The organism is Methylorubrum pseudosasae (genome assembly GCF_029504475.1).
Classification (GTDB): Bacteria; Pseudomonadota; Alphaproteobacteria; order Rhizobiales; family Beijerinckiaceae; genus Methylobacterium; species Methylobacterium extorquens.
Genome location: NZ_JAQGDU010000002.1, coordinates 2,889,270 through 2,910,553, shown reverse-complemented (window position 1 = coordinate 2,910,553; position 21,284 = coordinate 2,889,270). Strand labels below are relative to the sequence as shown.

At 68.4% G+C, this 21,284-nt stretch carries 17 protein-coding genes, 1 pseudogene and 1 riboswitch; of the genes and pseudogenes, 9 read left to right on the top strand and 9 right to left on the bottom strand.

Translation table 11 applies throughout. The annotated features are described in order from the left end of the window. Positions 1-2: 2 nt before the first annotated feature. The 8 genes from M2437_RS14600 to M2437_RS14565 all read right to left on the bottom strand — a co-directional run bounded on the left by M2437_RS14600 (position 3) and on the right by M2437_RS14565 (position 7,260). A complete protein-coding gene (locus tag M2437_RS14600) occupies positions 3-623 on the bottom strand; it encodes an urea amidolyase associated protein UAAP2 (protein ID WP_209688389.1) in 621 nt (206 codons plus the stop codon). A 14-nt stretch (positions 624-637) separates the two neighbouring features. Continuing rightward, positions 638-1,447 (bottom strand): urea amidolyase associated protein UAAP1, encoded by an 810-nt coding sequence (locus M2437_RS14595; RefSeq protein ID WP_253387860.1) that lies wholly within the window; start codon positions 1,445-1,447, stop codon positions 638-640. A gap of 227 nt (positions 1,448-1,674) precedes the next feature. After that, a complete protein-coding gene (locus M2437_RS14590) occupies positions 1,675-2,046 on the bottom strand; it encodes a cupin domain-containing protein (protein ID WP_015823920.1) in 372 nt (123 codons plus the stop codon). Positions 2,047-2,058: 12 nt separating this feature from the next. Then, positions 2,059-3,432: a type III glutamate--ammonia ligase gene (gene glnT, locus M2437_RS14585; RefSeq protein ID WP_012254934.1), complete on the bottom strand. Its 1,374-nt coding sequence runs from the start codon at positions 3,430-3,432 to the stop codon at positions 2,059-2,061. A gap of 1 nt (position 3,433) precedes the next feature. Next, positions 3,434-4,234 (bottom strand): creatininase family protein, encoded by an 801-nt coding sequence (locus tag M2437_RS14580; protein ID WP_253387859.1) that lies wholly within the window; start codon positions 4,232-4,234, stop codon positions 3,434-3,436. Further along, positions 4,231-5,181: an ABC transporter ATP-binding protein gene (locus tag M2437_RS14575; protein WP_056112767.1), complete on the bottom strand. Its 951-nt coding sequence runs from the start codon at positions 5,179-5,181 to the stop codon at positions 4,231-4,233. The genes M2437_RS14580 and M2437_RS14575 overlap by 4 nt, the downstream gene beginning before the upstream one ends. Next, positions 5,178-6,239, bottom strand: a complete 1,062-nt coding sequence (locus tag M2437_RS14570) for an ABC transporter permease (protein WP_253387858.1) — start codon at positions 6,237-6,239, stop codon at positions 5,178-5,180. Before M2437_RS14570 ends, M2437_RS14575 begins: the two co-directional genes overlap by 4 nt. A gap of 10 nt (positions 6,240-6,249) precedes the next feature. Next, positions 6,250-7,260, bottom strand: coding sequence for an ABC transporter substrate-binding protein (locus M2437_RS14565; protein ID WP_056498884.1), 1,011 nt, complete (start codon positions 7,258-7,260; stop codon positions 6,250-6,252). A 388-nt stretch (positions 7,261-7,648) separates the two neighbouring features. Then, a riboswitch (guanidine-I (ykkC/yxkD leader) is annotated at positions 7,649-7,758 on the bottom strand. 505 nt (positions 7,759-8,263) lie between these two features. Between M2437_RS14565 and M2437_RS14560 the strand changes: the two genes are divergently transcribed. The 4 genes from M2437_RS14560 to M2437_RS14545 all read left to right on the top strand — a co-directional run bounded on the left by M2437_RS14560 (position 8,264) and on the right by M2437_RS14545 (position 12,811). After that, positions 8,264-9,592, top strand: coding sequence for a quaternary amine ABC transporter ATP-binding protein (locus M2437_RS14560; protein WP_253387857.1), 1,329 nt, complete (start codon positions 8,264-8,266; stop codon positions 9,590-9,592). Continuing rightward, positions 9,508-10,359, top strand: coding sequence for an ABC transporter permease (locus tag M2437_RS14555; protein ID WP_015823926.1), 852 nt, complete (start codon positions 9,508-9,510; stop codon positions 10,357-10,359). The genes M2437_RS14560 and M2437_RS14555 overlap by 85 nt, the downstream gene beginning before the upstream one ends. A gap of 185 nt (positions 10,360-10,544) precedes the next feature. Beyond that, positions 10,545-11,381, top strand: coding sequence for a glycine betaine ABC transporter substrate-binding protein (locus M2437_RS14550; RefSeq protein ID WP_012254941.1), 837 nt, complete (start codon positions 10,545-10,547; stop codon positions 11,379-11,381). 80 nt (positions 11,382-11,461) lie between these two features. Then, a complete protein-coding gene (locus M2437_RS14545; protein ID WP_253387856.1) occupies positions 11,462-12,811 on the top strand; it encodes a putative porin in 1,350 nt (449 codons plus the stop codon). 176 nt (positions 12,812-12,987) lie between these two features. Here the strand turns inward: M2437_RS14545 and M2437_RS14540 are convergent, their stop codons facing one another. Then, a complete protein-coding gene (locus M2437_RS14540; protein WP_015951988.1) occupies positions 12,988-14,019 on the bottom strand; it encodes a GlxA family transcriptional regulator in 1,032 nt (343 codons plus the stop codon). Between the two features lie 436 nt (positions 14,020-14,455). Here M2437_RS14540 and M2437_RS14535 point away from each other — a divergent pair, with 436 nt between their 5' ends. From M2437_RS14535 to M2437_RS14515, 5 genes and pseudogenes are all read left to right on the top strand, one after another. Continuing rightward, the gene (locus M2437_RS14535) at positions 14,456-15,709 is read left to right on the top strand and encodes a sarcosine oxidase subunit beta family protein (RefSeq protein ID WP_015823930.1); all 1,254 of its coding nucleotides are present in this window, start codon (positions 14,456-14,458) and stop codon (positions 15,707-15,709) included. Positions 15,710-15,728: 19 nt separating this feature from the next. After that, positions 15,729-16,025: a sarcosine oxidase subunit delta gene (locus M2437_RS14530; RefSeq protein ID WP_015823931.1), complete on the top strand. Its 297-nt coding sequence runs from the start codon at positions 15,729-15,731 to the stop codon at positions 16,023-16,025. Between the two features lies 1 nt (position 16,026). Beyond that, positions 16,027-19,015, top strand: a pseudogene (locus tag M2437_RS14525) (sarcosine oxidase subunit alpha family protein). Then, positions 19,008-19,598 (top strand): sarcosine oxidase subunit gamma, encoded by a 591-nt coding sequence (locus M2437_RS14520; RefSeq protein ID WP_253387854.1) that lies wholly within the window; start codon positions 19,008-19,010, stop codon positions 19,596-19,598. Before M2437_RS14525 ends, M2437_RS14520 begins: the two are co-directional and overlap by 8 nt. Before the next feature lie 142 nt (positions 19,599-19,740). After that, positions 19,741-21,102: an L-serine ammonia-lyase gene (locus M2437_RS14515; RefSeq protein ID WP_056457671.1), complete on the top strand. Its 1,362-nt coding sequence runs from the start codon at positions 19,741-19,743 to the stop codon at positions 21,100-21,102. Positions 21,103-21,284 lie beyond the last annotated feature (182 nt).

Sequence of the window (21,284 nt, the reverse complement as noted above, 5' to 3'; positions counted from 1 at the left end):
GCTCAGGCCTCGCCGCGGACGGTCACGCGGATCGGCGTGGGGTTGAAGCCGTTGCAGGGGTTGTTGATCTGCGGGCAGTTCGAGATCACGCAGATCACGTCCATCTCGGCCCTCAGCTCGACATAGTCGCCGGGCGACGAAACGCCATCGACAATGGCGAGCCCGCCATCCTGCTCGATCGGCACGTTCATGAAGAAGTTGATGTTCGGCACGATGTCGCGCTTCGACAGGCCGTACTTTGCGACTTCCAGCGCGAAATTCTCGCGGCAGGCGTGGAGATACTTGGTGGCGTGGCCGAAGCGGACGGTGTTGCTCTCGCAGGAGCAGGCCCCGGCCGAGGTGTCGTGGCGCCCGCAGGAATCGGCGGTGACGGTGAGCATCACCCGGCCCTCGTTCGACATCACCCGCGTGCCGGTGGTGACGTAGGCCGCGCCCTGCGCGCGCACCGTATCCTGGGACGAGTAGCGCTCGCCCATGTCGTCGGCGCGGTAGAACAGGGTGTCGACGGCCTGGCAGCCCTGGCTGTCCTCGATGCGGATGGTCTGGCCGGCCCGCACGAGGGTGGAGAACGGCGCCTGCGCGGGCACGATGGCGTCGAAGAGCGTGGTCACGGTGTCGGTCATCGGTGTCGCTCCCCTCAGAAGCCGGCGGCGGCGTTGTTCTCGAAGCCGCGCACGGCCTCGATCGTGGCGGTGCGGCAGAGGTCGTCCATTGCCGGGGGCGGGGCGCGGAAACGGGTCACCGTCACCGGGTTCGGCGCGTAATCGGGTGCCGGATCGAGGGGATGGGGGCAGTTCGAGAGGGTGACGATCAGGTCCATCTCGGCGCGCAGGTCCACGAAATCGCCCGTGGTCCGGCCAGCGGCATTCCAGGCAAAGCGGCCCTCAGGCCCGACGACGACGGGGGCGAAGAACGAGACGCACGGAGGGATGTCGCGCCGCTCCAGCCCGCTCTTGAGGGCGGCCAGAACGAGGTTGTCGCGGGTGTTGCGATGCGGCCCACCAGCGTAGCGCTCCGCGTTCGAGGCCGCATTGGAGCCGCCGACGAGCGCGTCGTGCGCCCCGCAGGAATCCTCGACCAGCGAGAGCATCACCCGGCCCATATCGGAGAACAGCACCCGGCCCTTGGCGAGGGCGGCCGTCCACTGCACCTTGACGGTGTCGGCGTAGTTCAGCCGCTCGCTCGGATCGGCGGCCGACCAGGCGACGAGGGCGACGCTCGACGGGCCATGGTCGAGGCCGATGCGGATCGCCTCCCCGGCCTTCAGGGCGGTGGTCCAGTACCAGCCGCCGGGGATGATCTCGCGGTGGAGGATCGCGCCTTCGTCGAGCAGCACGCCGCGCGGGCTCGGGCCGGGCAGGGCGCGCGGGGCGTGGCCCTGGCCGGCCTGCTTCAGCTCCTCGTAGCGGCGGCGGTTTTCCGCAATCACGCTCGCTTCGTCCGACATGGTCGTGTCTCCGATGGGGCCGGGTCGTCCCGGCCGGAGAGCCCTGTCGCGGCCGGGCCGTCCCGGCAGGCCAGAAGAGGTTTGAAAGTCCTGTCCCCCGCTCGCCCTCATCCTGAGGTGCCGCGAAGCGGCCTCGAAGGAGGGCTCCAGACGTCGCGCGATCCCTGGAGCCCTCCTTCGAGGCCCGCTGACGCGGGCACCTCAGGATGAGGGCGAGGATGGGACATTCATGAGCCACCAGGGTTCGAGGGTGACTCGTAGAAAGCGAAGAGCTTGCGGGCGGGCTCGACGATCTCCCAGGTGCCGGTGAAGCCGGCCGGCGAGACGAAGGCGTCGCCGGCCCGGAAGGTGGTCTGCGTTCCGGCCTCGTCGGTGACGACGATCACCCCTTCGAGCAGGTGGCAGAACTCGCTCTCGGTGAAGACGACCCGCCACGTGCCCCGCTCGGCGGCCCAGGTGCCGGCGGAGAAGCGCCCGTCGGCGCTGGTGAAGTGAAGCGTCGCGGTCTGAACGGGGTCTCCGGCCAGGATGCGCTCGGGCGCCGGCCGGTAGGTCGAGGGCTCTGCGGAAGAATTCGCGAAGGCGATGACGGTCTTCATGGGAGCCTCCGCCTAGAACAGGTGGCTGTAGCGCTCGATTTCCCACGGGCTCACCGTGAGATGGTAGGCGTTCCACTCCTCGCGCTTGGTGCGGATGAACTCTTCGCGCAGCCCTGAGCCCAGCGTCGCCTCGACCAGGGGATCGGCGGCGAAGGCATCGACCGCCTCCTGCAGGGTCTGGGGCAGGAACGCGATGCCGCGCGCCCGGCGCTCGCCGTCGCTCAGCGCGTAGAGGTTGTCCTCGTTGGGCTGGCCGGGGTCGATCCGCTCGCGCACGCCCTCCAGGCCGGCCGCTAGCACCAGGGCGGCGGCGAGGTAGGGATTGACCGCGCCGTCCGCGTTGCGGCTCTCGCAGCGCCCGCCGCCGGCCGGCACGCGCACCGAGTTGGTGCGGTTGTTCGAGCCGTAGGAGTTGAACACCGGCGCCCAGGAGAAGCCCGCCATCGCGCCCTGGCGCACGAGGCGCTTGTAGCTGTTCACGGTCGGCGCGAAGGCCGCGCAGAGCGCCCGGCCGTGGCGCAGCACGCCGCCGATGAAGTGGTAGCCGGTCTCGGTGAGGCCGAGGCCGCGGGGATCCTCGCCGGGCGCGCAGGCGAACAGGTTGCGGCCGGTCTCGCGGTCGGAGAGCGACATGTTGAAGTGGGCACCGTTGCCGGTGCGGTCGGCGAAGGGCTTGGGCATCATCGTGGCGATGAGCCCTTCCTCCTTCGCGTAATGCTTGGTCATCATGCGGAAGAAGGTCAGCCGATCGCACATGGTCAGCGCATCGGCGTATTGGAAGTCGAACTCGAACTGCGCGTTCGCATCCTCATGGTCGAACGAGTACAGATCCCAGCCGAGATCGTTGATCGTGGTCGCGACCTTGTCGAGCCAGGAGAAGTTGTCGATGAAGCCGCGCACGTCGTAGCAGGGCTTCACCAGCTTATCGTCCGCCACCGGCGTGTGCAGCGAGCCGTCGGCGGCTTGGCGCAGCAGGAATATTTCGCACTCGATGCCGAGATTGAAGCCGAAGCCCATCGCCTCGGCCTGCGCCAGGACGTTCTTGAGGGCGACGCGGGTCGAGAGCGGGTAGGGCTTGCCCTGGAAGGTGAGGTCGGCCGGCGCCCAGGCGAGCTTGCTCTCCCAGGGGAGCTGGATGACCTGCGAGAAATCCGGGACCGAGGCGAGTTCGTCCTCGTTCGGGGCTTGGCCCAGGCCGTCGAGGGCGTAGCCGGTGTAGCGCTCGGAGCCCGCCGCCATCTGCGGCAGGTGGTCGATCGGCACCACCTTGGCCTTCTGCGCGCCGTGGATGTCGACATAGGCGCCGATGACGTATTTCACGCCCTTCGCGCGCAGATCCTCCTGCACGGCGCGCACCTGCGGATCGATGTCGTTCGCGTGGCCCATTTCAGGCTCCTGGCATGGGGACGGCGGGGCCGTCGTAGGAATGGGGAAGGGGCGGGGTCTCGGTGAGCCCGCGCCGGACGAGGGCGGTCAGGTCCTCGACCATCCAGGCGAACAGTTCGGCGCCCTCCGCCGCATTCGCCTGCGAGGGGAAGCCGGTGACGCCGTTGCGGCTGGTGCGGTTGACCGGGTGGGCGAAGACGAGGTTTTGGGTGCGGTCCGGGTCGTCGGCCCCGGCGATGCGGTCTTCCCGCACCAGGGCGGGGGCCTGCGCCTGCATCAGCGCGGTCTCGGCCCGGTTGGCGTGCCAATCCTCGGCGTCGGCGAAATGGGCCGCGCGTACCCGCTCGCTGACGGTCGCGGTGTTGACGAGCGCCACCATCAGGTCGTCATGCGCCGCCCGCAGCAGTTCCAACGCGCAGCGTAAGGGGGCGGCGTTGGTGACGTGGGCGTTGACGAGAAACAGGCGGCGCACGCCCGAATGGTAGGCCTGTTCTCCGATCTGCCGGACGAGCTCGGTCATCACGACAGGGTCGAGGGCGATGGTGCCGGGCCAGCGCCGGGAATGGCCGAGCGAGCAGCCATAGGGGAGGGCCGGCAGCATCGGCACACGGGTGCGCGCCGAAACCGCGCGGCAGAGGAGGTCGGCCAGCACGAAATCCATGCCGCAGCCGAGATGCGGCCCGTGCTGCTCGGTCGCGCCGATGGGCAGGAGCGCAGCCCCCGCAGCCGCTTCGAGATCACCGGGGATCTCCTCCCAGGTGCGGTCGGACCAGAGCAAGGGGAGGGTGGGGAGGGCGCTCATTCGACCTCGTCCCCCACGCTCGCCATCCGGGTCACCATGTCGAGGCCAGCCAGATCGGCCGGGCCGTCGGCCTCCGCCTCACCGGGGTGGATCAGCGCATCGAGCCGGGCGCGGGTGGCGCGGAATTCCGGCGTCAGGCTCTGGCTCGGATGGCGCGGCCGGGGCACCGGCACCTCGATCAGTTCCTCGACCTCGCCGGGATGCGCCTTCAGCACGAGGATGCGGTCGGCGAGGTAAATAGCCTCGTCGAGATCGTGGGTGATGAAGACGATGGTGATGTCGATCTTGCGCCAGATCTCGATCAGGTAGGCCTGCATCCTGGCCCGCGACTGGGTGTCGAGCGCCGAGAACGGCTCGTCCATCAAGAGGATGCGCGGGCGCATGGCGAGCGCGCGAGCGATGGCCACGCGCTGCTTCATGCCGCCGGAGAGCTGGTGCGGGTAGGCGTCGGCGAAGCGCTCCAGCCCGATCAGCGCCAGCCATTGCAGCGCCTCGCGCTCGGCCACATGCCGGGATTCGCCGTTCTCCTCCAGGCCGAAGGCGACGTTGCGCTTGACCGTGAGCCAGGGGAACAGGGTGTAACCCTGGAACACCATGCCCCGGTCGGCGCCGGGGCCGGAGACCGGCACGCCGCCGACGCTGACGCTGCCCGAACTCTTGGTCTCGAGCCCGGCCAGGATGCGCACGAAGGTGGACTTGCCGCAGCCCGACGGCCCGACCACGCAGAGGAATTCGCGGCGGTGGGTGACGAGGTCGATGCCGCGGAGCGCCACGGTCTCGGCGCCGTCCGCGTTGCGAAACACCTTGCCGAGGCCCTCGACCCGCAGGGCGACGTCGCGGGCCTTCAGCCGGTCGAAGCGGGCGCGGACGGGCTCGCACTGGGTGCGGTAATCACACGGCTCGGCCGTCAGCGGGATGGGAGCGGACGCGCTCATGCCGTCTCTCATGCCTCGGCCCTCGCATAGGGGAACAGGCGGCGGCCGATCAGCGCCAGGGCGATGTCGGTGGCGATGCCGACGAGGCCGATCACGAGGATCGCCGCGTAGACGTTGTCGAAATGCTGGTAGCGGGCCTGCTGCGTGATGAAGAAGGTGATGCCGGAGGAAGTGCCGATCAGCTCGGCGACGATCAGGTAGGTCCAGGCCCAGCCGAGCAGGATGCGCTGGTCGCGGTAGATCTGCGGCAGCACCGCCGGCACGATCACCCGGCGGATCAGGCGCAGGTTGCGCGAGCCCATGGTGAGCGCGGCCTCGATCAGCAGCGGATCGACCCGTCGCGTGGTGTTGGCGATGACGAGCACCTGCTGGAAGAAGGTGCCGATGACGATGATGGCGATCTTCGGCCCGTCGTAGATCCCGAGGATCGCGACCATCAGCGCGCCGAAGGCGGGGGCGGGCAGGTAGCGCACGAACTCGATCACGGGCTCGGTCAGCCGGGCGATCGTCGGTTGCGCCCCGCACAGGATGCCCAGCGGCACGCCGACCAGGGAGGAGAGGGTAAAACCCCAAAAAATGATCTGGATCGAGTGCCAGAGGCTCGCGGGCAGCCAGATCGTGTCGCGCTGCGGCGGCGGCGCCGTGAGCGAGGTCCAGAAGGCCACCGTGACCTCGTGCGGCGCGGGCAGGTAGACCGGGTTGGCCGGGCGCCCCTCGGGCACAGCCATCCCCGCGCCCTGGGTCGCCGCGACCTCTTCGGAAAACGCCGCCCGCGGCACCCGCATGCCGGGCTCCATCCAGGCGACGTCGCCGGGATTCGTGACCTCGACCAGCGGGTGCCAGAGGAAGGGCAGGTAGGAGACCGCCGCCCACAGCCCGAGCGGCAGCAGGAAGGAGAGCAAGGTGAGCGCCACGCGCCGACGCCGGGTCAGCGGGCGCGGCGCGCCGACCCAGGAGAGCCGCACCCGCCCGACGACCGGGGCGGCGCCCGCCACCGGCGGGAGCGGGGCGACCGCGACCGCCGGAACGGCGTCCCTCTCGGGAGGAGGCTGAGGCAGCGGCGCGCGCATCCTCAAGCCCTCACTTGCCGTCGGTGAGGGCGGGGTCGATGGCGGCCTTCACGTCCTGCGGGGTCTTGTAGACCTCGAACTTGACGTTGAAGGCATCGGCATGCCGGCTCGAACCGTAGAGCGAGCCGAACCCGTCGGCATCCTTCATCACCGCGCGGCCCTCGGCCAGCGTCAGCAGCTTGGTGCCCTTTAGGAAGCGGGTGAAGACGGCGGGCTCCACCCCGACCTTGGCCGCCATGATGGCGACCGCGTCGCCTTGCGTCTTCGGGTCCGTGATGTAGCCGACGACCCGGTCCCACAGGCCGACGAGCTTGATCCAGTCGGCACGGCGCGCGGCAAGGCTCGCGGGCGTCACCGTGACCACGTCGTAGATCAGGCCCGGCCGGTCGGCGGAGCTGTAGAGCGGACGGGCACCCGCCGCGCCGCGCATCGCCTGGCCGGCGATCGGCTGCCACGCGCCGATGGCGGCGACGTCGCCGGAGGCGAGGATCTGCGGCGTCTCGTTGGTCTTGGCGTTGACCAGCGTCACGTCGCTCTCCTTGATCCCGGCCTTCTGCAGGCCGTCGATCAGGAGCAGGTGCTCGACGAGGCCGACTTCGAGCCCGACCTTCTTGCCCTTGAGGTCGGCCAGCGACTTCACCCCCGGCTTGCCGACGATGATGTCGTTGCCGTTGGAGTAGTCGGTGAGCAGGATCATGACGTTCCGGGCGCCGTTGCCGCTCATGACGAGGGCGTCGCCGTTGGTGCAGGTCACCGCGTCGAGCTTGCCCGCCGAGAACGCATCCATCGAGGCGGAGTAGTCGAACCACTCGAACTTGGCGTCGATGCCGGCCTCCTTGAGCCAGCCCTTCTCGATGGCGACCTGCCACGCCACCCAGCCCGGCCAATCGCTGTAGCCGATGCGCAGCGGCTCGGCGGCCTGCGCCATCGGCGCGGCGAGGAGGCCGGCAGCGAGGGTCAGCGCGGACAGGCTTCGGCGGAGGCGCGTGAGGCCGCCGGTGATCAGGGTCGGGATGCGCATGTCTCGTCTCCTCGGGATCGTCGCCGGAACCGGATGGCCGACCCTTGCCGTGGGTCGACCGCGGATTTTGCGCGCAGGCCGGCATCGACGGGCTGAGAAGCCCGTCCGTTGGATGCCGGCACTGAGGTTGGAAGGGGGTGAGGCGCTTGGGTCCGCGGACGTTACGTCCGGACCGGGACGAGGCGCGTGCTGCCCCCGAAGCGGCCGCGAAGGCGCGCGATCTCGGCCCGCGCCGTCCTCGGGCGGCGCAAGGCGTGCGACCCGCCGAGGCGACGATCGGGAGATGATGTCAGAGAAACGATCTGGGGGCTGATGCCGGGCATACGTTCCCTCTCAACAGAGAAAGAGATTGTACAAGACCTAACCTTGCCAATCTCTGGCTAGTGAGGTCTCCCGGGCTTTTATCCCGCCGTGCATCCGGGCGGATGTCTCCCGCCGCGGCAACCGCTCTCGGACCGAACACATCAAAGAGATGCTGGAACCCTAGCGATCAACTCGATTATGTTTTTAGGACCGGCGATTTTCTTGGTCAAGCGAAGACCATTCTTGGGCTGCGCAAGTTTTTACCTTTTATGCCCACGTTTTAAGCGCTCTGCAGCCTGGATTCGCATTCGGCGCAAGTGGGCGGGGCGGTGTTCGGCTCCGGATCCGCGGACGCAACCGGCACGCGCGTTCGGCGGAGTGCCGGATGGCGGCACCGACCCGCATGCCGCGCGGTACCGGCGGAGACGCGCATCGGCCAGCCGGGAACCACGGGCCTTCTGCACAAGGCCCGCACATATCTTGCAACTTTATTGAACACGCTTGCTCAGAAACACGGCACGGACCAACATAGATCCGGTGCTGAGGCGTTAAAATTCCGGAACGTCGGTCGCTGCCAATAAAGCGTCGCAATACGACAAGCCCCCTCGAAGGGCCGGAAATACTCTTACATCGTCCAAGATAAGCTTGTCAGAAAATTCTGCCGCGAACAATATCGATCTATAACGAAAGGTGTCATCCCATGGGCCGGATCAATCTTGAAGGTATCAGCAAGATATTCGGCTCTAACCCCTCCAAGGCGCTCGATCTGATCGGCCAGGGGAAGCGCAAGGGCGACATCGCCGCCGCCTGCGGTGCGGTCGTCGGATTGCGCGACATCTCGTTCGACATCGAAGAGGGCGAGATCCTTGTCCTGATGGGTCTGTCCGGCTCCGGCAAGTCGACGCTCCTGCGCTGCATGAACCGTCTGGTCGAGCCGTCCTGCGGCCGGATCGTCGTGGACGGGGTGGACGTGACCCGGCTCGGCCGCAAGGAGCTGCTCGCCTTCCGCCAGAAGACCTTCGGCATGGTCTTCCAGCACTTCGCGCTGCTGCCCAACCGGACCATCCTCGGGAATGTCGGGTTCGGCCTCGAGATCAAGCAGGTCCCGGCCAAGGAACGGATCGAGCGGTCGATGCAGGCCATCGAACTCGTCGGCCTGAAGGGCTGGGAGACGAAGTATCCCAATGAATTGTCGGGCGGCATGCAGCAGCGGGCGGGCCTCGCGCGGGCGCTCGCCGCCGATGCCGACATCCTGCTCATGGACGAGGCCTTCAGCGCCCTCGACCCCCTGATCCGCCGCGACATGCAGGCGGAGCTGCGCGACCTCCAGCGCAAGCTCAAGAAGACCATCGTCTTCGTCTCGCACGACCTCGACGAGGCCATCGCGCTCGGCGGCCGCATCGTCCTGATGAAGGACGGCGAGGTGGTGCAGATCGGGCAGCCCGAGGACATCGTGGCTCGCCCCGCGACCGACTATGTCGAGCGCTTCGTCGAGCATATCGATCTCGCCGCCGTGCTGCGGGCGGAGCAGGTCGCGGATCGCTCCGCCCCCGTGCTCGCCCCCACGCAGACGGTGGCCGAGGCGCGGACCGCACTCGGCGGGGCAGGTGGCCGCACGAGCGGCCGGGCGTGGCTCGTCGCCGACGGGGACGGACGGCTGGTCGGCCGCATCTTCGCCGAGAGGCTCGCCTCCGCCCGGCCGGCCGAGACCCTCTCCAGCCTACTCGATCTCGGACAATCCGTCGTCGAGGCGGACAGCCGGCTGGACACCATCCTCGCGACGGTCGCCGCCGAGGAATCCGTCGCGGTCGTGGGCCGGAACGGACGCCTGATCGGCTCCATCACCAGCCGCGACGTCGTGCAGGCGCTCGCCGCGCGGCCCGGCACGCACGCGCAGCCGCATGCCGGTGCCCCGATCCTCTCAAAGCCGTCAGGAGCCCCGACATGGAGTGGAACGTCCCCAAATTCCCCCTCGACACGCTCAGTGACAACGGCCTCGACTGGCTCACCGAGCATGGCAGTTGGCTGACCCGAGCCGTCAGCCGCACCGTCTCCGACTGGATCGAAACGCTGACCACCGCCCTCGTCGCGATCCCGCCATGGCTCTGCATCGCGGTCGCGGCCTTCGCGGCGTACCGGGCCGGCGGTCGCAAGATCGGGCTCCTGACCCTCGTCGGCCTGCTGTTCCTGTGGAACCTGCGGCTCTGGCAGGCCACGGTCGAGACCCTGGTCCTCGTCACCATCGCCACCGCTGCGGCGCTGGTGATCGGCGTTCCCGTCGGGATCTGGTTCGCGCTCAGCCGACGGGCTTGGCGCACCTTCTCGCCGATCCTCGACATGATGCAGACGCTGCCGAGCTTCGTCTACCTGATCCCGGCGCTCCCCTTCTTCGGGCTCGGCGCCGTCTCGGCCTGCTTTGCGACGATCGTCTTCTCGGTGCCCCCGGTGATCCGGCTGACGGCGCTCGGCATCCGCAACGTGCCGAGCGAACTCGTCGAGGCCTCCGATGCCTTCGGCAGCTCGGCGACCCAGAAGCTGTTCAAGGTGCAGTTGCCGCTCGCGCTGCCGACCATCATGGCCGGCGTCAACCAGACCATGATGCTCGCCCTCTCCATGGTCGTGATCGCGGCGATGATCGGTGCCGGCGGATTGGGCCGCGCGGTCTGGCAGTCGATCCAGCGGCTCGAGGCGGGCGCCGGCTTCGAAGCAGGCATCGGCATCGTGATCGTGGCGGTCATTCTCGACCGCGTGACGCAGGCCCTCGCCGCCCGGGCGCGTCCGCACGGTGTGGCTTAAGGGCTACATGTTCGGCCGGAAAAGCAACTTCTGCTTGCGTTCACCGGCCGTTCGAATAACATAAGTCATACACCATGATCTTCTCTGATTAGCCTCGTTCTCCCCGAGCGAGAGAGGCTTCAGACGAGATCAGCCCTCATATCAAAATCGGCACCATCCTCAAGCCATCCTGAAAGGCTCAATCCATGCGTGCACCGATACTTGGGGTGATCGCCTGCCTCGCGCTGGCTCAGACGCCGGCCGAGGCAGCCGGCAAGCAGGTTCGGCTCGCCTACGTGGAATGGGCCGACGCCGTGGTCGCCACCAACATCCTCAAGCTCGTCCTTGAGGAAAAAGGCTACCAAGTGAAGACGATTCCGCTCGCGGCGGCGGCCATGTGGCAATCCGTGGCGACCGGCGACGCGGATGCGAGCGTCGCGGCCTGGCTCCCCGTCACGCAGGGCGCCTATTATGAAAAACTGAAGAACCGCATCGACCTGATCGGCCCGAACGTCACGGGGGCGCGGATCGGCTGGGCCGTGCCCGCCACCTCGTCCCTCAACTCGATCGAGGATCTGGCGACCAAGGCCTCCGAGGTCGACGGCAAGGTGATCGGCATCGATCCCGGCGCCGGCGTGATGAAGAGTTCCGAGGCGGCCATCAAGGCCTACGGCCTCAAGGTCAAGCTGCTCGACGGCAGCGACGCCACGATGACCAGCGCGCTGAAGGATGCGGTGCGGCAGAAGAAGGACGTGGTCGTCACGGCCTGGACGCCGCACTGGATGTTCGCGCGCTACGACCTGAAATATCTCGACGATCCCAAGAAGAGCTTCGGTGAGGCCGAGAGCGTGAACACGCTGGCCCGCAAGGGGCTCAAGGACGACCTGCCCGAGGTCTACGCGATCCTCCAGAAGTTCAAGCTCACCATCAAGGACGAAGAAGCCGTGATGGCGGAGAACGAGGAAAAGGGCGCCAAGCCCGAGGCGACCGCCGCGAAGTGGATCGCGCAGAATCGCGCGACGGTCGATGGCTGGCTGAAGTGACGGCCCGGTCCGAGACATAAGAAAACGACGGGAAACAGCTCGGAAGGCGACCTGGGTCTTCATTCAAGGGGTTAAGGCAAATGACGGCGAACGGTTTGGCGGCTGCCCTTGTGGCATGTGCCGCGGGGGTCATGCTGTGCCCATCGACAGCCGCTGCGCAGACGCAGGGCCCGGTCGAGGTCAATGCCGAGCCCAGTCAAGCCAACAGCGAGCAGCCGATTGCCGTCCCCGATCCGCGCTACGCGCCCGAATCCCGCAGCAATTTCGATCTGGGGCCGCCGAAGGGCAAGACCGACTCGGGCACCTTCACCTTCGGCGGCGCCATCCGCGCCCGCTACGATTGGCGCTTCGACGATGCCAGCCGCGGCGGCGTGCGCAAGGCGCGGGAGAATTTCGACTTCGATACCCTCGCGTTCAAGGCGACCTACGATTCCGATACGATCTTCGGCTCGGCGCAGTACCGGTTCTACGGCGGCAGCTCGATCTACGGCCCGCGCAGCGGCTATCGCGGCAATCCGGGCGAGGTGAGCTACCCGATGTGGGCCTATGTCGGCTACAAGTTCACGCCGGAAGACAGCATCACCGCCGGCATCAACCAGGCCCCCTTCGGCCTGACCCCGTATTTCGGGACGAGCTTCCTTGAAACCCTCGGCTTCACCATGGGCCTGGAGGAAGTGTACAATCTCGGCGTCAAGTTCTCGCATGTCGAGCCGGACTTCAACTATCAGGTCGGGTTCTATCCGGGCTCCGCGCCCAACGCCTTTGGCCTGAGCCCGGACAGCGCGCGCTACTCCACCGCGATCGTCCGGGCCGACCCCTACGTCACGTTCGGAACCAACAACGCCGAACAGAACATGTTCATCGGCCGGGCGGAGTACTTCGTTGTCAAGAACGATGACGTCTCGCTCGCCTTCGGCGCCTCGATCTGGCACTCAGACATCTACAATTTCGACACGCGCCAGACCGGCACCAAGCAGCTCGAAGGCGTGCACGCCCTCGGCACCTACGGTCCCTGGGGCTTTAAGGCGATCTATGTTCGCCAGGACATCGACCCGCGAAACCCCTTCGGCAATGATCTCGTCACGGTCGGCGGCTTCGACTTCTCGTACAACCTCGCGGCGCGCGGTAACTTCGTCTCGGCGGAAGTGACCTACAAGGTGCCCGATCCGATCGGCCCGTTCACCGTGGTGCCCTTCGCCGGCTTCAGTGCCTTCTACAAGGACAAAGCAAACTTCCGGGCCAGCGAGCGCTTTACGCTGGGCGGCGCCTGGACCCTGACCGCCGATCCGAACCTGATCATCTACACCGAGGCCGCCATCGGCCGGAACGACCCCTATGTCGGCGTCGGCGAGTTCAACAACGGCCTCGCCCAGGGCGGCGAGAACCGCTTCAAGTCGCGGTTCATCATGAACATCGGCTATTATTTCTAGAATTGGTGGTTTCGCGAGCGGCGCGCCGGCTTCCCTGGGAGCCGGCGTTTTCGTTTTCAGGTCCAGCGGCCCTACCGAGATTCAATCTCGCCGAAATCTGCGTCAGCACGCGGCCACGAATGCTTAAGCGTTGATCAGGTGATGGGAATGGGCGTGGCCCGAACGGCCGCGGCGGCTCAGGCGCGCACGCTGCCTTGCGTCTGCACCAGCTTCCGCTCCGCGCTCGGCGGCTGGCCGAAGCAGTCGAGATAGGCCTTCGAGAAGTGCGAGGCCGAGGTGAAGCCACACTCGAACGCCACAGAGAGCAGCGGCATCGCCGTCTGGCGGATCAGGTTGCGGGCGTGTTCCAGGCGGATGCGCAGATAGTGCTTGGCCGGTGAGCGGCCGAGATACTTCAGGAACAGCCGTTCGAGCTGGCGGGTCGAGAGCTGCACCGCGTCGGCGAGTTCCTGGCTGCCGAGCGGCTCGGCGAGCGAGGTTTCCATCAGCCCCACCACTCGCAGCAGCTTCGGGTGCGAGACCCCGAGGCGCATGCGCAGGTCCATCCGCTGGCGCTCGCCGGATTCGCGGATGCGGTGGTGGATGAGCTGGTCGGCGACCTCCGAGGCCACGCTCGGCCCGTGGTCGCGCACGATCAGCGACAGCATCATGTCGGCCGCCGCGGTGCCGCCGGCGCAGGTAAAGCGGTTGCGGTCGATCTCGAACAGGTCCGAGCCGATCTCCAGCCCGTCATGCTCCGAGACCAGGCCCGGCAGGTTCTCCCAGTGGATCGTCGCCCGGTAGCCGTCGAGGAGGCCGGCCTTGGCCAGGACGTAGGTGCCCGTGCAGACCGCGCCGATCGCCGCTCCGCGGGCGCTGCATCGGCGTAGGGCCGAATGGAGGGCGCGGTGATCCGGATGCTGGATGTCGATGCCGCCGCACACGACCAGCATGTCGAAGTCCTGCGCATCGCAGAAGCGGCCCGCGACCTTGACCTCGATCCCGTTCGAGGCGGTGCACTTGGTGCCGTCCTCCGACCACAGCGAGAAGCGGTAGAGATCGCGGCCGACCGCGCGGTTGGCGAGCCGCAGGGGCTCGATCGCCGAGGAGAAGGCGATCATCGAGAAGCGATCGACCAGCATGAAACCGACGGAGATGGCTCTCCCGGTCACGGCCTCGCTCGCCGCAGCAACACCTGCCGGGCATGTGGCCCCGGCCGCGATCGTCATTTCCATCCCGACCACCGTTTGTCGGCCTGTGCCGCGGCTTGGTGGGCAAATCGCGTGCCGCGGCGATCCTTGTGCCGGCGGGGGAGCGATTCGGGGTCGCTCCGGCTGTACCCGGCACGGTCGATCGAACGCAGCACCTCCGCAGAGACGACGCCCACACCGGAACTTAATCTCCGATCGACCGCCGAAGGCAACAGAATAATTCTTGTTTGCCCCTCGGATCACCGCCGCGTGATCGGGCAGGCCATCCGGTTTGTCGGTCGAACGGCCGCGCGAAACAGACCGCCGAACAGCCCGATCGAAGCCGCGCGGCGGCGTTTCGGCGGGACAGGCCGGGAAATCGATCGAAGTCGGGAATCTCAAACTCGCGGTCGCCGTCGATCAAGCCCCGCCGCGGGGCGCGGACCATGATCGCTCAACACCGCGAGGTCGACCGATGCGCCGCTTCTCCCTCACGTCGCTGCTCTCCGAATCCCTGCGGGGTCATACCGGCTGGGGCCGCCAATGGCGTGCCCCCGAGCCCAAGCCCCGCTACGACGTCGTCATCGTCGGCGGCGGCGGCCATGGCCTCGCGACCGCCTATTATCTCGCCACCGTGCACGGCATCACCAACGTGGCAGTGCTGGAGAAGGGCTGGATCGGCGGCGGCAATACCGGCCGCAACACCACGATCATCCGCTCCAACTACCTCTACGACGAGAGCGCGGCGATGTACGAGCACGCGCTCAAGCTCTGGGAGGGACTCAGCCAGGAGCTGAACTACAACATCATGTTCTCCCAGCGCGGCGTGTTGATGCTCGCGCACAACATCCACGACGTTCAGAGCTTCAAGCGCCACGTCTACGCCAACCGCCTCAACGGCATCGACAACGAGTGGCTCTCGAAGGAAGAGTGCAAGGAATTCTGCCCGCCGCTCGATATCTCCGGGAGCCTACGCTACCCCGTGCTCGGCGGCGCGCTCCAGCGCCGGGCCGGCACCGCCCGCCACGACGCCGTAGCCTGGGGCTATGCCCGCGGCGCCGACAACCGCGGCGTCGATATCATCCAGAATTGTGAGGTCACCGGCATCCGCCGCGATGCCTCCGGTGCGGCGGTGGGCGTCGAGACGACCCGCGGCTTCATCGGCGCCGGCCGGATCGGCGTGGTCGCCGCCGGCCACACCTCGACGCTGATGTCGATGGCCGGCGTGTCGATGCCGCTGGAGAGCTACCCGCTCCAGGCTTTGGTCTCCGAGCCGGTCAAGCCGTGCTTCCCCTGCGTGGTGATGTCGAACGCGGTCCACGCCTACCTGTCGCAATCCGACAAGGGCGAACTGGTGATCGGTGCGGGCACCGACCAGTACACCTCCTACAGCCAGCAGGGTGGCCTCCACATCACCACCCACACGCTCGACGCGATCTGCGAACTGTTTCCGCAATTCACCCGGATGCGGATGCTGCGCTCCTGGGGCGGCATCGTCGACGTGACACCGGATCGTTCGCCGATCATCGGCAAGACCCCGGTGCCGAACCTGTTCGTCAATTGCGGCTGGGGCACTGGCGGCTTCAAGGCGACGCCGGGCTCGGGCCACGTCTTCGCCCACACGCTCGCGACGGCTGAGCCGCACGCGATCAACGCGCCCTTCACCCTCGACCGGTTCCGCACCGGGCGCCTCATCGACGAGGCCGCCGCCGCGGCCGTCGCGCACTGATCCGTCGGGAGCCAGACCCATGCTGCTGATCGCCTGTCCCCATTGCGGCAAACGGCCCGAGACCGAGTTCCGGTGCGGCGGCCAAGCCCATATCGCGCGGCCCACCGACCCGATGACCGTCGATGACGGCGCCTGGAGCGAGCACCTGTTCGTGCGCGCCAACCCCAAGGGCGTGCATGCCGAGCGCTGGTGCCACGTCCACGGCTGCGGGCGCTGGTTCAACGCCCTGCGCGACACGATCAGCGACCGCTTCGTCGAGACCTATCCGATGGGGGCGAAGCCCACCCAATCCACCCAGAGCGAGACGAGGGCGTGAGATGGCACAGCCGTTCAGATTGTCACCGCGGCGGACGCGTCGACCGCACCCGCCCCATCGTCTTCGAATTCAACGGCAAGCCGGTCCACGGATTCGCCGGCGACACCGTCGCCTCGGCGCTGCTGGCCAACGGCATCCACCTCGTCGGGCGCTCGTTCAAGTATCACCGCCCCCGCGGCATCCTGAGCCATGGCCCCGACGAGCCGAGCGCGCTGCTCTCGGTCGATCGTGGGCCCGGCCGGATCGACCCGAACAACCGCGCCTCCGTGGTCGAGGCCCGCTCAGGCCTGCGCACGACCTCGCAGAACCATTGGCCGTCGCTCGAATTCGACGTCGGCGCCATCAATGATTTGCTGTCGCCGGTCTTCGTGGCGGGCTTCTACTACAAGACCTTCATGTGGCCCCGGAAGTTCTGGGACCGGGTCTATGAGCCGTTCATCCGCGCCGCCGCCGGTCTCGGCAAGGCGCCGACGGTGGCCGATCCCGACCGCTACGCCAACCGCCACGCCCATTGCGATGTGCTGATCGTCGGCGCCGGCCCGGCGGGTCTGTCCGCCGCGCTCGCCGCGGCGCGCACCGGCAAGCGCGTGATCCTTGCCGACGAGGGCCCCGAGCCCGGCGGCACGCTCCTGCACGACACGACCTCGCAGATCGATGGACGCCCGGCGGCGGACTGGCTTGCCGAGACGCTGGCCGAGCTCGACGCCCGCGAGAACGTCATCCTGCTGCCCCGCACCACCGCCTTCGGCTATTACAACCACAACCACGTGGCGATGACCGAGCGTGTCACCGACCACCTGTCCTCCGCCGCGGGCCAAGCGCCCCGCGAGCGCCTGTGGCAGGTGCGGGCGGAGCAGGTCGTGCTCGCTGGCGGCTCCCACGAGCGCCCCCTCGTCTTCGCCGACAACGACCGGCCGGGCATCCTGCTCGCCGAGAGCGTGCGGGTCTTCCTCAACCGTTACGGCGTGGCGCCGGGCCGCAAGCTCGTCTTCGCCACGAGCGGCGCCTCCGCCTACCAAGCCGCGCTCGATGCGCGTGCGGCGGGCCTCGACGTCACTCTCGTCGATCTGCGTCTGGAAGCGGATTGCGGACCGGAGCTGGCACGCCTGCGCAGCGCCGGAGTCGACGTGTTGACCGGCCACACCGTGGTCGGATCGAAGGGCCGGAAGCGCGTCACGGGTCTCATCGTGGCGCCTGTCGGGAGCGACGGCCGGTGCGGCGGCCGTCGCATTCTCCCTTGCGACTGCGTCGGCATGTCCGGCGGCTGGACGCCCGCCGTCCACCTGTTCTCGCAGTCCCGCGGCAAGCTCGCCTACGACGAGGGCATCGATGCCTTCGTGCCGAGCCGCTCGGCTCAAGACGAGCGCTCGGCGGGTGCGGCCCACGGCAGCTACGACCTCGCCGCCTGCCTCGCGGAGGGCTTCGCCGCCGGTGCCGCCGCGGCGGGTTCCGACGCACGGCAGGACTTCAGGGCGACGGAGACGCTGACCGGTTTCCAGCCGGTGCGGATCATGCCCACCGACGCGAACCCGACCAAGGTCCGCGCCTTCGTCGATTACCAGAACGACGTCACCGCCAAGGACATCAAGCTCGCGGTGCGTGAGGGCTTCCAGTCGATCGAGCACGTCAAACGCTACACCACGACCGGCATGGCGACCGACCAGGGCAAGACCTCGAACATGAACGCGCTCGGCATCGTCGCCGGGCAGCTCGACAAGGCGCTGCCCGCCGTCGGCACCACGACCTTCCGGCCGCCCTACACCCCGGTGACCTTCGGCGCGCTGGTGGGCCCCGCCCGCCACGCCCTGTTCGATCCGATCCGCACCACGCCGATCCACGAATGGGCCGAGGCCCACGGCGCCCTGTTCGAGAACGTCGCCCTGTGGCGGCGCGCCTGGTACTTCCCGAAGGACGGCGAGGACCTGCACGCCGCGGTCGCCCGCGAGTGCAAGGCGGTGCGCGAGGGTGTCGGCATCTTCGACGCCTCGACGCTGGGCAAGATCGAGATCGTCGGCCGGGATGCGGCCGAGTTCATGAACCGCCTCTATATCAACCCCTGGACCAAGCTCGCCCCCGGGCGCTGCCGCTACGGGCTGATGCTCAAGGAGGACGGCTACATCCTCGATGACGGCGTCGTCGCCCGCGTCTCGGACACCTGCTTCCACGTCACCACCACCACCGGCGGTGCTGCCCGCGTGCTCGGCCACATGGAGGACTACCTCCAGACCGAGTGGCCGGAGCTTGAAGTGTTCCTGACCTCGACCACCGAGCAATGGGCGGTGATCGCGCTGCAGGGCCCGAAGGCCCGCGCCGTGATCGCGCCGCTGGTCGACGGCATCGACCTGTCGCCGGACGCTTTTCCGCATATGGCGATGCGCTCAGGCACGATCTGCGGCGTGCCGACCCGGCTGTTCCGGGTGTCGTTCACCGGTGAACTCGGCTTCGAGATCAACGTGCCCGCCGACCACGCCCGCGCGGTCTGGGAGGCGGTGTTCGAGGCGGGCCGGGCCCACGGCATCACGCCCTACGGCACCGAGACGATGCACGTGCTGCGCGCCGAGAAGGGCTACATCATCGTCGGCCAAGAGACCGACGGCACGGTGACCCCGGACGATGTCGGCATGGCCGGGATGATCCCGAAGGCCAAGGGGGACTTCGTCGGCAAGCGCTCGCTGGCGCGCCCCGACGTCGTCGCCACCGGCCGCAAGCAGCTCGTCGGCCTCATGACCGACGATCCGAAGCTCGTCCTCGACGAGGGCGCGCAGATCGTCACGGATACCCATCAGCCGATCCCGATGCGCATGCTCGGCCACGTCACGTCGAGCTACTGGAGCGCCAATTGCGGCCGCTCCATCGCGCTGGCCCTGGTCGAGGGCGGACGCGAGCGGATGAGCGGCCATCTCTTCGTCACCACGCCGGACGGGTTCACCCGCGTCACCGTCTGCGAACCGGTCTTCTTCGACGTCCAGGGGGAGCGCATCAATGCTTGAGACCCGCTACCGCGCCGCCCGCGCCCTGCCGCTCGGCGCTCTGTCCCGCTCGGCCCCCGCCGGTTCGGGCGTCTCGGTCCGGCCCGCGGGCGCCGAAGCGCGCTTCTCCCTGCGGGCGCGGCTCGCCGCCGGCGCCGCCCCGAAGCTCGCCGGGCTTGCGCTCGATGCGCCGATCAACACGGTCGGCACCGACGGCGAGGTCTGGCTCGCCCGCCTCGGGCCCGACGAGTGGCTCGTCGGCGGTCCCGAGGCCGATGCCGACCTGCTTCAGGGCCGCATCCACGAGGCGCTCGCCGGGCTGCCCCACTCGCTGGTCGACGTCTCGCACCGCAATGTCGGCATCGACGTGTCGGGCCGGCAGGCCGCGGCGGTGCTCAATGCCGGCTGCCCGCTCGACCTGTCCGAGGCTGCCTTCCCGCCGGGCAGCGCCACCCGCACGCTGCTCGGCAAGTCCGAGATCGTGCTGATCCGCGCCACCGCCGCCCCGCTCTACCGCGTCGAGTGCTGGCGCTCGTTCTCGACCTACGTCCACGGCTTCCTCAATGAGGCCGTCTTCGGGGTCGAAGGGTCCGCCGCGCATTGATGCAGGATTGATACACGTTGGCGGCGAGCCCATCTCGTCCCTATGGCTCCCGCGCGGCCCCGGCACCCTGCCATGACGCGCATCGCCCCCGAACTTGCATCCATGTCGGGGAGAGCCGCCTTTTGAGAGAGCAACGGACCCGATGATCAGCACCTTCGATCTGTTCAAGATCGGGATCGGTCCGTCGAGCTCCCACACCGTCGGGCCGATGATCGCCGGGCGCCGGTTCCGCGAGACCGTGCTCGCCCGCGCTGGCGTCGCCCGCGTCAGCGCCGAGATCTACGGCTCGCTCGCCTGGACCGGGCGCGGCCACGGCACCGACGTGGCGATCCTGCTCGGGCTCATGGGCCACGCGCCCTCCACCATCGACCCGGATCGGACGGCGCCGCTCGCCGACGAACTGCGCCGGACCGGCGATCTCGGCATTCCGGGCGTCCATTTCGAGCCCGAGCGCGACCTCGTCTTCAACTTCAAGGACATCCTGCCGCTGCACACCAACGGCATGCGCTTTCGCGCCTACGATGCCGGGGATGCGCTGATCGAGGACCAGATCTTCTATTCGGTCGGCGGCGGCTTCGTCGTCACCGCCGCCGAGGCGGAAGCCGCCGCGGCGGGTCATGCGGAGTGCGTGCCACCCCCGCTCGCCTTCGGCAGCGGGCGCGAACTCCTCGACCTGACCCTGCGCACCGGGCTGACGATCCCGCAGATCCAGCTCGCCAACGAGCTGACCCTGCGCCCGCGCGACGAGATCGATGCCGGCCTCGACGCGATCCGCGATGCGATGTTCGCCTGCATCGAGCGCGGCCTGCGCATGGACGGCGAATTGCCCGGCGGCCTGCGGGTGCGGCGGCGGGCCAAGCGGCTCTACGAGTCGCTGGAGGCGACGAAGCTCGCCAACAGCCGCCCGGCCCACGAGATCATGGATTGGATCAGCCTCTACGCGCTGGCCGTCAACGAGGAGAACGCCTCGGGCGGCCGGGTGGTGACGGCACCGACCAACGGCGCGGCCGGCATCGTCCCGGCGGTGCTGCGCTACACCCGCGACTTCTGCCCCGATTGGAGCGACGAGCGCGGGCGCGAGTTCCTGCTCACCGCCGCCGCCATCGGTGGGCTGATCAAGGCCCGCGCCTCGATCTCGGGGGCGGAGGTCGGCTGCCAGGGCGAGGTCGGCTCGGCCGCGGCGATGGCGGCGGCGGGGCTGACCGCGGCGCTCGGCGGCTCGGCCTTCCAGATCGAGAACGCCGCCGAAATCGCCATGGAGCACCATCTCGGCATGACCTGCGATCCGATCGCCGGCCTCGTCCAGGTGCCCTGCATCGAGCGCAACGCTTTTGGCGCCAACAAGGCGGTGGTGGCGGCCTCGCTGTCGCTGCGCGGCGACGGCCAGCATCGGGTGAGCCTCGACGAGGTGATCGAGACCATGCGCCAGACCGGCCACGACATGCAGGCCAAGTACAAGGAAACCTCGCTCGGGGGGCTCGCCGTCAACGTCGCCGCCTGCTGAGGCATCGCGCCCGCCTTCGCGGGTGAGAACGACCGGCGTTGGGGGGCGTGCCGTACGGCACGCCGCAGCAGGGTGCGCGGCGTCCCTCCGCTGCACGAAGCGCCGATCGGACCCGTGTCGGCCCTTTCCCGATCACACCGGCACCGACCGATCCCGCAACCCCTCTTCCGGCCCCGGAGGAG